This window comes from Buttiauxella gaviniae ATCC 51604, assembly GCF_001654835.1.
GTDB lineage: Bacteria > Pseudomonadota > Gammaproteobacteria > Enterobacterales > Enterobacteriaceae > Buttiauxella > Buttiauxella gaviniae.
Window position 1 is genome coordinate 73,395 of sequence record NZ_LXEP01000007.1, and the last position, 15,115, is coordinate 88,509.

Below are 15,115 nucleotides of genomic sequence, written 5' to 3' on the forward strand. Positions count from 1 at the left end.
CTTACTGCTTATCGCTGCTGGTAAAAGCCTGACGGTGCAGGATAGCCGTGAACTCTTCCATGAAGTTGTCGTAATTCAATTCCAGTTTGTTCACACGTTGGTTCAGGCGGTTATACGCCATAACCGCTGGGATTGCAGCGAACAGGCCGATTGCAGTTGCAATCAGTGCTTCTGCAATACCTGGAGCAACCATCTGCAATGTCGCTTGTTTCACCGCACCGAGTGCGATAAAGGCGTGCATGATCCCCCAAACCGTACCAAACAGACCGATATACGGGCTGATGGAACCCACGGTTCCGAGGAAAGGAATGTGCGTTTCTAGCGTTTCCAACTCACGGCTCATGGAAATACGCATGGCGCGAGATGCCCCTTCAACGACCGCTTCAGGTGCGTGTGTGTTAGCACGATGCAGTCGGGCAAACTCTTTAAAGCCTGAATAGAAAATTTGTTCAGAGCCAGCAAGACTGTCACGGCGGCCCTGGCTTTCTTGATAGAGACGGGACAATTCAATGCCCGACCAGAACTTATCTTCAAAGGCTTCTGCTTCACGAGTAGCAGCATTGAGGATTCGCGTTCGCTGAATAATGATTGCCCATGATGCAATGGAAAAACCAATCAAAATCAACATGATAAATTTGACCAGAAGGCTTGCCTTCAGGAACAAATCAAGGATATTCATGTCAGTCACTGCTTGAACTCCGCGACAATAGACTTGGGAAGCGCACGAGGCTTCATTAGGTGTGGATCAACACAGACGATCAGGACCTCAGCTTCGTTGAGTACCTGATTACCGGCATTGACGATTCGCTGTGTAAATACCATAGAGGTACCACGCATCGATGTAATTTCACTTTGGATTTCGAGTAAATCGTCGAGTCGGGCAGGCGCCAAATAATCCACCGTCATTCTGCGGACAACAAAGGCGACGCGCTCTGCCAACAAATCTTGCTGGCTAAAATGGTGATGGCGCAACATCTCAGTGCGTGCTCTTTCATAGAAAGCAACATAACTGGCGTGGTATACCACACCACCGGCGTCAGTGTCTTCGTAATAGACACGAACCGGCCATCGAAACAGCGTTGTACTCACAATACATCCCGGTAATGCAATTTAACGTTGCTACTATACGCAAGAGGATGGGGGTTGGGAATGGGTTGCATTAAACGTTAGGTAAATATTTATGGGCTTGTTAAAGCCCATAAATCTTGTGTGAAAATCTTTGAGGTTAAAGAAGCATCAGAAGAAAAAAATAGCCAGTCCTGCCAGCAAGACTAATTGTGCAGGTAAGGGGCTAAAAACCCCCTGCCACAGCACTTTGCGAGGGCGAAAACCCACGCCATGAATTACGCCAGTGCATACAGCCCACATCAGCAAAAAACCATGCCAGATTTCAAGACTGCTGGTTTTCGCCGCAAAGCGGGACGGGTCCCAAAATATACACACGGCAAGAACTAATGCCATTATCAAGGAAAGAGCCCTTAAAGGGCTCTTATCCATTACCGCATAAAGCTTCGCGATAATTGCTTCCATCAAATTTCTTCTTTACCAGCTTTAGCAGCTTCAACATGCTCAAGTGCCAGGGCGGTAATGATGCCAAAAGCACAGGCAAGAAGCGTCCCCAGAATCCATGCAAAGTACCACATAATCAGCTCCTTACTTAGTACAGAGAGTGGGTGTTGCTTTCGATATGCTCTTTGGTGATTCGACCGAACATCTTCCAGTAACACCAAGTGGTGTAGATAAGAATGATCGGTACAAATACCGCAGCAACATAGGTCATCACATTCAGAGTTAACTGGCTGGATGTTGCATCCCACATAGTGAGACTAGCGTTCAACATGGTGCTCGAAGGCATCACGAACGGGAACATCGCCACACCGGCAGTCAGAATGACACAAGCCAGAGTCAATGAGGAGAACACGAATGCCATCGCGCCTTTCTCAAGACGAGACATCAGCACAGTCAACAGTGGCAGAACCACACCCAGAACCGGGATGAGCCACAGAATCGGCATATTATTGAAGTTCACCATCCAGGCACCAGCCTGACGAGCGACTTCTTTAGTCAGCGGATTCGATGCTGCATGGTGGTTCAGCTCTGAAGTCACAACGTAACCATCGATGCCGTAAATCACCCAAACACCTGCAAGTGCGAAGCACACCATCATCACCAGTGCTGAAATTTGCGCAGCGGCTTTAGCACGCAGATGCAGTTCACCCACAGTACGCATTTGCAGGTAAGTTGCACCCTGAGCAAGGATCATGGAAACGCTCACGACACCAGCCAACAGACCAAACGGGTTCAGCAACTGGAAGAAGTTACCGGTGTAGTACAGACGCAGATACTCATCAACGTGGAACGGCACGCCTTGCAGCAAGTTGCCGAACGCCACACCGATAACCAACGGCGGCACAAAACTACCGATGAAAATGCCCCAGTCCCACATGCCACGCCAACGCATGTCTTCAATCTTCGAACGGTAGTCAAAACCTACCGGACGGAAGAATAATGAAGCCAGCACCAGAATCATTGCCACATAGAAACCAGAGAACGCTGCTGCATAAACCATCGGCCAGGCAGCGAACAATGCGCCACCAGCGGTGATGAGCCATACCTGGTTACCATCCCAGTGAGGGGCGATGGAGTTCACCATGATGCGGCGTTCAACATCTGTTTTGCCAATGACACGGGACAACATACCTACGCCCATATCAAAGCCATCGGTGACTGCAAAACCAATCAGCAAAATGCCAACCAGCAGCCACCAGATAAAACGCAATACTTCATAATCGATCATTTGACGACTCCTGTCTTAGCGTGCCGGCTGAGAGGTCACATTGGACTGCTCAAAGTGATAGCGACCTGTTTTCAGACTGCTCGGCCCAAGGCGAGCAAATTTGAACATCAGGAACAGTTCCGCCACCATAAACAGCGTATAAAGGCCGCAAATCAGTACCATGGAGAAGATCAGATCGCCCACAGTCAGAGAGGAGTTAGCAACCGCAGTTGGCAATACCTCACCAACAGCCCAGGGCTGACGACCATATTCGGCAACAAACCAACCAGATTCAATCGCAATCCACGGCAACGGGATACCATAGAGCGCCGCACGCAACAGCCATTTTTTCGAGCCGATTGCATTACGCGTCACAGTCCAGAACGAAGCCGCGATGATGAACAGCATCAGGAAGCCACAGCCAACCATGATACGGAATGCAAAGTACAGCGGAGCTACACGAGGAATTGAGTCTTTCGTTGCTTTCTGAATTTGCTCTTCCGTCGCATCAGCAACGTTCGGGGTATAGCGTTTGAGCAGCAGGCCATAACCCAGGTCTTTCTTAACAGACTCAAAGTTATCGCGAACGGCCTGGTCTTTAGAACCTGCACGTAACTGTTCCAGCAGGCTATAAGCCTTCATGCCGTTACGAATACGTTCTTCGTGCTGCACCATCAGGTCTTTCAAACCAATAACTTGCTTATCCACAGAACGGGTGGCGATGATGCCAAGCGCGTATGGGATCTGAATCGCATAGCTATTTTCTTGCTTGTCCTGGTCCGGGATACCAAACAGCGTAAACGCAGCTGGAGCTGGTTGAGTTTCCCACTCAGCTTCAATAGCGGCCAATTTGGTTTTCTGCACGTCACCCATTTCGTAACCGGATTCATCACCCAGCACGATGACAGACAGGATTGCCGCCATACCGAAGCTTGCAGCGATTGCAAAAGAACGCTTCGCAAATGCAACGTCACGGCCTTTAAGCAAGTAGTAAGAACTCACACCGAGGATGAACATCGCGCCACATACGTAACCAGACGCTACGGTGTGAACGAATTTCACCTGCGCAACTGGGTTAAGGACCAGTTCGGAGAAACTGACCATCTCCATACGCATGGTTTCGAAGTTGAAGTCGGAAGCAATCGGGTTCTGCATCCAGCCGTTAGCGACCAGAATCCACAGTGCGGAAAGGTTGGAGCCAAGTGCCACCAGCCAGGTTACCGCCATGTGCTGAACTTTGCCCAGACGATCCCAACCGAAGAAGAACAGACCTACAAAGGTGGATTCAAGGAAGAATGCCATCAAGCCTTCGATGGCCAGTGGGGCACCAAAAATGTCACCCACGTAGTGTGAATAGTAAGACCAGTTTGTACCGAACTGGAACTCCATGGTTAAACCGGTAGCCACGCCCAAAGCAAAGTTGATACCAAACAACTTGCCCCAGAACTTGGTCATATCTTTATAAATTTGCTTACCTGACAGAACGTACACTGTTTCCATGATGGCCAACAAAAACGCCATACCGAGCGTTAGTGGCACAAACAGAAAGTGGTACATCGCGGTCAAGGCAAACTGTAAGCGCGACAGTTCGACAATATCCAACATCTTGACTCCTTGCTCTTCGCATGAAGACTTCGACCGTGGCTCACCGTAAGGAAAACCACAACGCATGCCCTAATACAAAAACATTAGCTTCCAGACTTCATCCCTTCGTCATTTTATTTGCATGTAACGAAGAAAGATGAAAGGTTACAAACACGTTAATAAAAACCAAAAATAATCCGCAAATATATTACCCTGCAATTTCCCTACAATAAATAGGTAATTGCTTAGTGTTATTTACGTTTCTCGACAGTGATCAATTTATAGCGAAAATGTCCCTTAACAGCCAGTTTGATCTGCAACAATTTACGCTGTTTTGCATACCACTATCCAGTTTTAGATATTGATCTAGCGCAATTTATTCCCTGATTGTTAATTTAGTTTCCCGCTTAAATTAATAGTAAATTTGATGTTAATGATATGTTTTGGAGATATCACTAAGGTTAATGGAAAAGTGATATCCATAAACAAAAACCATTTATTGCAGATAAGTTAAAAAATAAATTCCGAACGTTAACAGCGATGGTTTTTTATCTTCACGCGCTATTTTCATCAGGCCGTCTCTTCCCCCATCCGAAATTAACAATTGATTTACTTTTAATGTTCCATTATTTAACAAGGCGCTGTTTTTGATAAGGTTAGTAGTCAGTAGTGTAGTCTTTTAAAACATAAACCACTTAAAAAATCCGACCTTAAAAAAAAGCAGGATTACGCTCGGCGTGCCATTACCAGATGCGATTCTTACGGTAGGTGAGAGTGGAAAGGTTAGTGCTTCCCTCCCCTTGCTGATTGTTGTTACAGTGAATTTTCATCCATTTGCACTTTTTGATATTCAACACGCTGGTAATAAGGCTCAAACAGCGATGCCAGCAGTTGAAGTGAGAGGCTTTCGGCTTTTTAAGCTACTCAGGCAGCCAAATCACTCAAGGTGCCATAAGTGGCTGTTATGTGAATACAGTAATCAATGACCGCAAATTTTGGCCATAAAAAAGGCCGCTCATTGAGCGGCCAACCATGTCGAACAATTTTTATTAGTTCTGCTTACTGAGGCAAAATAGCTTTCAGTGCGTCACCGATGTCAGCCAGGCTGCGAACGGTTTTCACGCCTGCGGCTTCCAGCGCTGCGAATTTCTCATCCGCAGTACCTTTACCACCCGCGATGATGGCGCCTGCGTGGCCCATACGCTTGCCTTTCGGCGCAGTGACACCCGCGATATAACCAACAACTGGCTTGGTGACATGCTCTTTGATGTAGGCCGCTGCTTCTTCTTCAGCGCTACCGCCGATCTCACCGATCATCACGATAGCTTCAGTCTTCGGATCTTCCTGGAACATCTTCAGAATATCGATGAAGTTAGAGCCAGGGATCGGGTCACCGCCGATGCCTACGCAAGTAGACTGGCCCAGACCGATATCAGTCGTCTGTTTAACGGCTTCATAGGTCAGTGTGCCTGAGCGGGAAACGATACCCACTTTGCCTGGCAGGTGAATGTGGCCTGGCATGATGCCGATTTTGCACTCGCCCGGGGTGATAACGCCTGGGCAGTTTGGCCCAATCATGCGCACGCCAGCTTCGTCCAGTTTCACTTTCACAGTCAGCATATCCAGCGTCGGGATGCCTTCAGTGATAGTGATAATCAGCTTAATGCCTGCGTCGATTGCTTCCAGAATGGAGTCTTTGCAGAACGGTGCTGGAACGTAGATTACAGATGCGGTCGCACCAGTTGCTTCTACGGCTTCACGCACAGTGTTAAATACTGGCAGGCCGAGGTGCTCAGTGCCGCCTTTGCCTGGCGTAACACCGCCAACCATTTGCGTACCGTATGCAATCGCCTGCTCGGAGTGGAAAGTCCCCTGGCTGCCGGTGAAACCCTGGCAAATAACCTTGGTATTTTTATCGATCAAAATGGACATTATTTCCCCTCCACTGCAGCAACAACCTGCTGCGCTGCGTCCGTCAGACTTTTCGCTGCAATAATATTCAGGCCACTATCTGCCAGTTTCTTCGCGCCCAATTCAGCGTTGTTACCTTCCAGACGTACTACCACTGGAACGTTAACACCCACTTCGGCAACCGCACCGATGATACCGTCTGCGATCAGGTCACAACGTACGATACCACCGAAGATGTTCACCAGAACCGCTTTCACTTTATCGTCAGACAGAATGATTTTGAATGCTTCGGTAACGCGTTCTTTGGTTGCGCCGCCGCCAACGTCCAGGAAGTTCGCTGGTTCGCCGCCGTGCAGTTTAACGATGTCCATGGTGCCCATTGCCAGGCCCGCACCGTTAACCATGCAACCAATATTGCCATCAAGCGCAACATAGTTCAGTTCCCACTGTGCCGCCTGCGATTCACGTGCATCTTCCTGGCTTGGGTCACGCATTTCGCGCAACTCTGGTTGACGGAACAGTGCGTTGCCGTCAGCGCCCAGTTTGCCATCGAGACAAATCAGGTCGCCCTGCTTAGTGATGACCAGCGGGTTGATTTCGATAAGTGCCAGGTCACGCTCAAGGAAGATGTTCGCCAGACCCATAAAGATCTTAGTGAACTGCTGAACCTGCTTACCTTCCAGACCCAGTTTGAATGCCAGTTCACGGCCCTGGTAAGGCATTGGGCCTGCCAGCGGATCCAGTGCAACTTTGTGGATCAGGTGCGGGGTTTCTTCCGCAACTTTCTCAATTTCAACGCCACCTTCGGTAGACGCCATAAACACAACGCGACGGGAGCTACGATCAACCACCGCGCCAAGATACAGTTCTTTATCAATGTCAGTCGCAGCTTCAACCAGAATCTGGTGAACTGGCTGGCCATTTGCGTCTGTCTGGTAGGTAACCAGGCGTTTGCCCAGCCAGTGCTCAGCAAAAGCACGGATGTCTTCTTTGCTGTTGACCACTTTCACGCCGCCCGCTTTACCGCGGCCACCAGCATGAACCTGACATTTTACCACCCACGGACCTGCACCAATTTTTGATGCCGCTTCTTCCGCTTCACGCGGTGTATTACAGGCGTAACCGACTGGAGCCGGCAGGCCATATCGAGCAAACAACTGTTTCGCCTGATACTCGTGTAAGTTCATGAGTTCTATCCATCCTTCAGGGTAATCGTTATAAACCTGTAGGCCGGTGCGCTATTGATGCCAGATGGCGCGCAGCTTTCGGCCTACAGTGCAGGTGATGCTTTAAAACTAAACGTCCAGCAACAGACGAGTCGGGTCTTCGAGCAATTCTTTGATTGCTACCAGATAACCCACTGATTCACGGCCATCGATCAGGCGGTGATCGTAAGACAGTGCCAGATACATCATCGGCAAGATCTCAACTTTACCCTCAACCGCCATCGGACGGTCTTTGATAGCGTGCATACCTAGGATCGCGCTCTGCGGCGGGTTGATGATCGGCGTTGACATCAGGGAACCAAACACACCACCGTTGGTGATGGTGAAGTTACCGCCAGTCAAATCTTCAACGGTCAGTTTGCCGTCACGGCCTTTCACTGCCAGCTCTTTGATGCGTTTTTCGATGTCAGCCATACCCAGGGTGTCAACATCACGCAGTACTGGTGTTACCAGGCCACGTGGAGTAGAAACCGCGATGCTCACGTCGAAGTAGTTGTGGTAAACCACGTCTTCGCCATCGATAGAAGCGTTCACTTCTGGATAGCGTTTCAGCGCTTCAACCACCGCTTTGATGTAGAAGGACATGAAGCCCAGACGTACACCGTGGCGTTTTTCGAAAGAATCACCGTACTGCTTACGCAGATCCATGATTGGCTTCATGTTCACTTCGTTAAACGTAGTGAGCATGGCGGTGGAGTTTTTCGCTTCTAACAGACGCTCAGCAACGCGTTTGCGCAGGCGAGTCATTGGAACGCGTTTTTCGCTACGGCCAGCAATTGGTGCAACCGGAGCTTTAGTTTCAGCAGCCGGTTTCGCTGCCGCAGGTTGAGCCGCTTTCGCCTGAGTCAGATGCTTATCAACATCCTCACGGGTGATACGGCCACCGACGCCGCTGCCTTTAATGGCATTAGCATCCAGAGAATGCTCTGCAATCAGGCGGCGAATAGCTGGGCTGAGTGCGTCATTGCTCTGCTCTTCCAAAGAAGCCTGCTGGCGCTGTGCCGGGGTAGACTCTTTGCTTTCTGTTTTCGCAGAAGTCTCTTTACCGGCGCTGTTACCTTCACGCAGGCGGCCCAAAATTTGACGAGAAGTTACGGTTGTACCTTCATCTTCCAGTACAGCATCCAGAATACCATCTGCAGACGCCGGTACTTCCAGTACCACTTTGTCAGTTTCGATTTCCACCAGCACTTCGTCACGGGTAACGGTGTCACCCGGTTTTTTATGCCAGGTAGCAACGGTTGCATCGGCAACGGACTCAGGCAGGTCAGGAACTAGAATATCTACGCTACTCATTTTTTATCCTTTAATTAATCGACGTTCAGCGCGTCATTAACCAGATCTTGCTGCTGCTTCTGGTGAACGGACAAGTACCCTACCGCAGGTGAAGCGGAGGCTGGGCGACCTGCATAACGCAGACCTGATCCAAATGGAACTACTTCACGGAAATGGTGTTGGCTGCAGTACCAGGCGCCCTGGTTAAGCGGCTCTTCCTGGCACCAGACAAAATCATGTACGTGAGCAAATGGTTTCAACACTTCCTGCATAGCCTGATGCGGGAATGGATATAACTGTTCGATGCGCACAATTGCCACATCTTTCTGGCCGTTCTTACGACGCTGTTCCAGCAAATCGTAATAAACCTTACCAGAACACATTACCACGCGTTTCACGCCAGCAGGATCCAGCTCGTCAACTTCGCCAATTGCAGGCAAGAAGGTTCCGTTAGCCAGTTCATCCATGGTGGAAACCGCCAGTGGGTGACGCAGTAAAGATTTCGGTGACATCACCACCAACGGACGGCGCATACCACGCAGCGCCTGACGACGCAGCATGTGGTAAACCTGTGCTGGAGTCGAAGGGACGCAAACCTGCATGTTCTGTTCCGCGCACAGCTGGAGATAACGTTCCAAACGCGCAGAGGAGTGCTCCGGTCCCTGGCCTTCGTAGCCGTGTGGCAGCAGCATAACCAAGCCACACATACGGCCCCACTTCTGCTCACCGGAACTGATGAACTGGTCAATCACAACCTGAGCCCCGTTGGCGAAGTCACCAAACTGAGCTTCCCAGATGGTCAATGTGCGCGGTTCAGCCGTCGCATAACCGTATTCGAATGCCAGTACAGCTTCTTCAGACAGCACGGAGTCCCATACTTTGAACTCGCCCTGGCTGTTGTGAACGTGTTGAAGCGGCGTGTAAGTGGAACCGTTAGTCTGGTTGTGAATCACAGCGTGACGGTGGAAGAAGGTGCCACGACCCACGTCTTCACCAGACAGACGCACTGAAACGCCTTCATCAACCAGAGTTGCGTACGCCAGATTTTCAGCAGCACCCCAGTCGAATTTCTTCGCGCCGTTCGCCATTTCCATACGGTCACTGTAGATTTTCGCCACACGTGACTGCATCTCAACGGTTTCAGGTGCGCTGCTAATACGCTTAGCCAGCTCCTGCAAACGCTTCATCTCTACCTTGTTCGGATAGCTCTCATCCCACTCGTGGTTGAGGTATGGCGACCAGGTAAATGAGTGCATGTTCATTGGGCGATATTCTTCAACCACACACTCGCCAGCATCCAGTGCGTCACGGTACAGATTCACCATTTCGGTGGCATCTTCAAGCGTCGCCAGCTTTTGCTGCTCCAGACGGTCTGCGTAAATCTTACGCGGAGTCGGGTGTTTCTTGATTTTCTGGTACATCACTGGCTGAGTTGCACTTGGCTCATCAGCTTCGTTGTGACCATGGCGACGGTAGCAAACCAGGTCGATAAACACGTCGCGCTTAAAGGTGTTACGGAAATCCAGTGCCAGACGGGTCACAAACGCGACCGCTTCCGGGTCATCCGCATTCACGTGGAAAATCGGTGCCATCACCATCTTACCGATATCGGTACAGTACGGCGTGGAGCGCGCATCCAGTGGGTTAGACGTGGTGAAACCAATCTGGTTATTGATAACGATGCGAACGGTACCGCCCACTTCGTAACCACGCGCTTTGGACATGTTCAGGGTTTCCTGAACCACGCCCTGCCCGGCAACCGCTGCGTCACCGTGAATGGTGATTGGCAGGACCTGGTTAATGCCTGGTTTTTCCAGACGGTCCAGACGCGCACGCACAGAACCGATAACCACTGGGCTTACGATTTCAAGGTGCGACGGGTTAAACGCCAGCGCCAGGTGAACCAGGCCGCCTTCGGTTTCAACGTCAGATGAGAAGCCCATGTGGTACTTCACATCGCCAGTGCCGAGGTGCTCTTTATGTTTACCAGCAAATTCGTCGAACAACTCCTGCGGCTTTTTACCCAGTACGTTGATCAGTACGTTCAGGCGGCCACGGTGTGCCATGCCCAAAACCACTTCACGTGTGCCGCTCTTACCCGCGTGGCGGATCATCTCTTTGAGCATTGGCACCAGTGCGTCACCGCCTTCAAGCGAGAAGCGTTTCGCGCCCGGGAATTTCGCACCCAGGTAACGCTCAAGGCCTTCTGCTGCGGTCAGCTCGCTCAGGAAGCGTTTCTTTTCTTCAACGGTAAACGTTGAGTGCCCCACCACTGATTCAATTCGCTGTTGAATCCAGCGTTTCTCTTCAGTGTTGGTGATGTGCATATATTCCGCACCGATCGAACCGCCATACGTCTGCTTGAGTGCATCAATCAAGTCAGCAAGCTTCATGGTCTCTTTGCCGCTGGCAAAAGAACCCACATTGAAGGTTTCCTGGAGATCGGCTTCAGTCAGGTTGTGGAATGCTGGGTCAAGATCGGGAACCGCGTCCTGTTTCCACAAGCCAAGCGGGTCAAGGTTTGCTGCCTGATGGCCACGGAAACGCCATGCGTTGATAAGCTGCAACACTTTGACTTGCTTAACGTCGGTGTCAGGGTCGGTGATTGCGGTGGAATAACGTGAGGCATCCTTCGCCAGACGACGGAAATAATCACGTGTTTTGGAATGGAATTGATCCGGTCTGGCCCCGGTTCCAGGTAATTGCTGGAACATTGAGCGCCAGTGCGCATCAACAGAGTCAGGATCGGTTAAGAAGTCTTCATAGAGCTGCTCTATCCAGGACTGGTTTGCACCTGCCAGGTAAGAGGAATCCAGCCAGGCTTTCATTTCGCCGTTCTGCATCGTGATCCCTTAAGCATTTTTATGCTTATTTCGCCGTGAATAACTATTGCGTACAGAATATGTACGCATTACCGGGGTCCACAACTACGAGCCTTTTCCTTTCCAGGCGGCTCAAGAAGGAACCTTTAAAAACTGTCACAACAGGGCAGTTTTTAAAGATTTCCTGCGATTTATTCCCCTCTCCCACGGGAGAGGGGACGAAAAGCTAGGCACTCTTTTGCAGCAACATCGACTTAATGTGGCCGATAGCCTTCGTCGGGTTCAATCCCTTAGGACAAACACTGACGCAATTCATAATGCTATGGCAGCGGAATACGCTGAAAGCATCACTGATTCCGTCAAGACGACTTGCGGTTTCAGTATCACGGCTGTCAATCAAGAAGCGGTATGCCGCCAGTAAACCTGCCGGACCAATGAATTTGTCCGGGTTCCACCAGAATGATGGGCAGGATGTCGAGCAGCACGCACACAGAATACACTCGTACAAACCATCCAACTTCTCACGCTGTTCAGGTGACTGCAAATGCTCACGAGCCGGTGGATTTTGCCCATTATTCAACAGGTAAGGCTTAATCTTCTCATATTGGGCATAGAATTGCCCCATGTCCACAACCAGATCGCGCACAACCGGTAATCCAGGCAGTGGACGGATGACAATCTTCTGCTTTCCGTTACCCAATGCGGAGATTGGCGTGATACAAGCCAGGCCATTCTTGCCGTTCATGTTCACACCATCGGAGCCACAAACCCCTTCACGGCATGAACGACGGAAAGACAACGTCGGGTCTTTTTCTTTAAGTTGCATCAGCGCGTCAAGCAACATCATGTCGCGCCCTTCTTCCCCTTCCAGGGTGTACTCCTGCATACGCGGAGCATCGTCAACATCCGGGTTGTAGCGATAAATAGAGAATTCGAGTTTCATCACTTTGCTCCGCTATTAATAAGTACGCACTTTCGGCGGGAATGCCGGACGCAGTTTCGGCTGCATGTTCACCTCACGGCGCGTCATGCTTTCCGACTCAGGCAGATACAGGCTGTGGCACAACCAGTTTGCATCGTCACGGTCCGGGTAGTCGAAGCGGCTATGCGCGCCACGGCTTTCGGTGCGGAAGTTAGCGGAAACAGCGGTAGCAAAAGCGGTTTCCATCAGGTTATCAAGCTCAAGGCACTCAACACGCTGGGTGTTGAACTCGCTTGAAGTATCATCCAGACGGGCATTTTTCAGGCGTTCGCGGATTTGTTTCAGTTGCTCAAGGCCTTTAGCCATCGCGTCACCTTCACGGAATACCGAGAAGTTGTGCTGCATACATTCCTGAAGCGCTTTACGGATTAGTACCGGATCTTCGCCGTTACGGTTGCCATTCCAGCGGTTCAGGCGTTCCAGCGCGGCATTAATTTCGTCTTCGGTGGCATCACGCAGTTCGCCTTGCTCGGCGATAGACTCCAGCAGATGCATGCCCGCAGCGCGGCCAAATACCACCAGGTCGAGCAGAGAGTTACCGCCCAGACGGTTTGCACCGTGAACGGATACACAAGCGATTTCACCTACCGCAAACAGACCTGGAATCAGAACGTCTTCGCCCTGCTCATTCACAGTCAGCGCCTGGCCCGTTACTTTGGTTGGAATGCCGCCCATCATATAGTGGCAGGTTGGGATAACCGGAATAGGCTCTTTAATTGGGTCGACGTGTGCAAAGGTACGAGACAACTCGAGGATGCCCGGCAGACGAGATTCGAGAACCTCTTTACCAAGGTGGTCGAGTTTCAGTTTAGCGTGTGGACCCCATGGGCCGTCACAACCGCGACCTTCACGGATTTCAATCATGATGGAGCGAGCAACAACATCGCGTCCAGCAAGGTCTTTAGCATTTGGCGCGTAACGCTCCATGAAACGCTCGCCGTGTTTGTTCAGCAGATACCCGCCTTCACCACGGCAACCTTCTGTGACCAGAACCCCTGCCCCGGCGATACCGGTTGGGTGGAACTGCCACATTTCCATATCCTGCACCGGAACACCGGCACGCAGCGCCATACCAACACCGTCACCAGTATTGATGTGGGCATTAGTCGTGGACTGATAAATACGGCCTGCACCACCCGTTGCCAGGATGGTCGCTTTCGCTTTGAAGTAAACCACTTCGCCAGTTTCGATACACAGCGCGGTCGTACCGACCACTGCGCCATCAGCGTTTTTCACCAGATCAAGCGCATACCATTCAGAGAAGATGGTGGTTTTGTTCTTCAGGTTTTGCTGATAAAGCGTGTGCAGTAATGCGTGACCGGTACGGTCAGCCGCTGCCGCAGTACGTGCCGCTTGCTCGCCGCCAAAGTTTTTCGACTGGCCGCCAAACGGACGCTGATAAATAGTGCCATCATCAAGACGGGAGAACGGCAGCCCCATGTGCTCCAGTTCCAGAATCGCTTCCGGGCCGGTTTTACACATATATTCAATGGCATCCTGGTCACCGATATAGTCGGAACCTTTTACCGTGTCATACATATGCCATTCCCAGTTGTCTTCATGGGTATTACCGAGAGCTACGGTAATACCACCCTGCGCAGACACGGTATGGGAACGGGTTGGGAAAACTTTAGATAACAAGGCACAAGTCTGGCCGCCTTGTGAAATTTGCAGTGCGGCGCGCATACCTGCACCACCAGCACCGATCACAACTGCATCAAACTCTCTGACTGGTAAACTCATTACACACCCCACACCACAACGAATCCATAAATGACGTAAACCAGCAGTGCAACAACAATAACAAGTTGCAGCCCAAGACGAATCGCCACTGGTTTAACGTAGTCGGTCAACACCTGCCACATGCCAATCCAGGCATGGATCAAAATTGAGAACAATGTCAGCAGAGTGAACACTTTGGTGAAGGCGGAGCCGAAGAAACCACTCCAGACCTCGTAGGTTAAATCGCCGGTAACAGCGAAGAACCCGATCATATAAATGATGTACAGGGTGATTACGATGGCGGAGGCACGGACCAATATATAGTCATGCACACCATTGCGACCTAATGCGGAGGCGTTGCTTACCATACGAGGACTCCTGCGAGAAGTGAAAGCACGACAGTAATAACAAATGAAATCATCGCGGATCGTTTGCCCGCTATCAGGGTTTCTTCCAGCAAACCGGTGTCCATCATGATGTGGCGGATGCCCACAACAACGTGATAAGCCAGTGCTGTGAGGATGCCCCACATAATGAATTTAACAAAGAAGCTACTCATTATTGCTGACGCAACAAGGAAGCCTTCTGGAGACGAGAGTGACTGGCCTAACAACCACAGTAGGATGCCTACAGCCACAAAGGTGATCACGCCGGATACACGATGGAGGATGGAAGCGATTGCAGTGACGGGGAACCTCATCGTTGTGAGATCGAGGTTTACAGGTCTTTGTTTTTTCGCATTTTTTATCATGAATAGCGCCCACATGCTGTTCTTATAGTTTCCTTCCTCCGGATCTGCAGGCGGGGTCAGACAGCG

The 15,115-nt window shown here is 50.6% G+C and carries 14 protein-coding genes; all 14 read right to left on the minus strand.

What is annotated here, in order from left to right:
* Position 1: 1 nt before the first annotated feature.
* The 14 genes from tolQ to sdhC all read right to left on the minus strand — a co-directional run bounded on the left by tolQ (position 2) and on the right by sdhC (position 15,064).
* Positions 2-688, minus strand: coding sequence for a Tol-Pal system protein TolQ (tolQ, locus tag M977_RS04560; RefSeq protein WP_074391983.1), 687 nt, complete (start codon positions 686-688; stop codon positions 2-4).
* Positions 685-1,089, minus strand: a complete 405-nt coding sequence (gene ybgC / locus M977_RS04565; RefSeq protein ID WP_064512612.1) for a tol-pal system-associated acyl-CoA thioesterase — start codon at positions 1,087-1,089, stop codon at positions 685-687. Before ybgC ends, tolQ begins: the two co-directional genes overlap by 4 nt.
* A gap of 147 nt (positions 1,090-1,236) precedes the next feature.
* Positions 1,237-1,530, minus strand: a complete 294-nt coding sequence (gene ybgE / locus M977_RS04570) for a cyd operon protein YbgE (protein WP_034458756.1) — start codon at positions 1,528-1,530, stop codon at positions 1,237-1,239.
* A complete protein-coding gene (cydX, locus tag M977_RS04575) occupies positions 1,530-1,643 on the minus strand; it encodes a cytochrome bd-I oxidase subunit CydX (RefSeq protein ID WP_064512614.1) in 114 nt (37 codons plus the stop codon). Before cydX ends, ybgE begins: the two co-directional genes overlap by 1 nt.
* Before the next feature lie 14 nt (positions 1,644-1,657).
* Complete coding sequence (gene cydB / locus M977_RS04580; protein WP_064512618.1) at positions 1,658-2,797, minus strand: cytochrome d ubiquinol oxidase subunit II; 1,140 nt, start codon at positions 2,795-2,797, stop codon at positions 1,658-1,660.
* A 15-nt stretch (positions 2,798-2,812) separates the two neighbouring features.
* Positions 2,813-4,381: a cytochrome ubiquinol oxidase subunit I gene (cydA, locus tag M977_RS04585; RefSeq protein WP_064512621.1), complete on the minus strand. Its 1,569-nt coding sequence runs from the start codon at positions 4,379-4,381 to the stop codon at positions 2,813-2,815.
* A 1,038-nt stretch (positions 4,382-5,419) separates the two neighbouring features.
* Positions 5,420-6,292, minus strand: coding sequence for a succinate--CoA ligase subunit alpha (sucD, locus tag M977_RS04590; RefSeq protein WP_034458762.1), 873 nt, complete (start codon positions 6,290-6,292; stop codon positions 5,420-5,422).
* Entirely contained in the window at positions 6,292-7,458 is a 1,167-nt protein-coding gene (sucC, locus tag M977_RS04595; protein WP_064512623.1) for an ADP-forming succinate--CoA ligase subunit beta, read from the minus strand. Before sucC ends, sucD begins: the two co-directional genes overlap by 1 nt.
* A 108-nt stretch (positions 7,459-7,566) precedes the next feature.
* The gene (gene odhB / locus M977_RS04600; protein ID WP_064512625.1) at positions 7,567-8,793 is read right to left on the minus strand and encodes a 2-oxoglutarate dehydrogenase complex dihydrolipoyllysine-residue succinyltransferase; all 1,227 of its coding nucleotides are present in this window, start codon (positions 8,791-8,793) and stop codon (positions 7,567-7,569) included.
* Between the two features lie 14 nt (positions 8,794-8,807).
* The gene (gene sucA, locus M977_RS04605) at positions 8,808-11,615 is read right to left on the minus strand and encodes a 2-oxoglutarate dehydrogenase E1 component (RefSeq protein WP_064512627.1); all 2,808 of its coding nucleotides are present in this window, start codon (positions 11,613-11,615) and stop codon (positions 8,808-8,810) included.
* Between the two features lie 205 nt (positions 11,616-11,820).
* Entirely contained in the window at positions 11,821-12,537 is a 717-nt protein-coding gene (locus tag M977_RS04610; RefSeq protein ID WP_064512632.1) for a succinate dehydrogenase iron-sulfur subunit, read from the minus strand.
* Between the two features lie 15 nt (positions 12,538-12,552).
* The gene (sdhA, locus tag M977_RS04615) at positions 12,553-14,319 is read right to left on the minus strand and encodes a succinate dehydrogenase flavoprotein subunit (RefSeq protein WP_064512634.1); all 1,767 of its coding nucleotides are present in this window, start codon (positions 14,317-14,319) and stop codon (positions 12,553-12,555) included.
* Complete coding sequence (sdhD, locus tag M977_RS04620; RefSeq protein ID WP_034458774.1) at positions 14,319-14,666, minus strand: succinate dehydrogenase membrane anchor subunit; 348 nt, start codon at positions 14,664-14,666, stop codon at positions 14,319-14,321. The genes sdhA and sdhD overlap by 1 nt, the downstream gene beginning before the upstream one ends.
* A complete protein-coding gene (gene sdhC / locus M977_RS04625) occupies positions 14,660-15,064 on the minus strand; it encodes a succinate dehydrogenase cytochrome b556 subunit (protein WP_064512637.1) in 405 nt (134 codons plus the stop codon). The genes sdhD and sdhC overlap by 7 nt, the downstream gene beginning before the upstream one ends.
* Positions 15,065-15,115 lie beyond the last annotated feature (51 nt).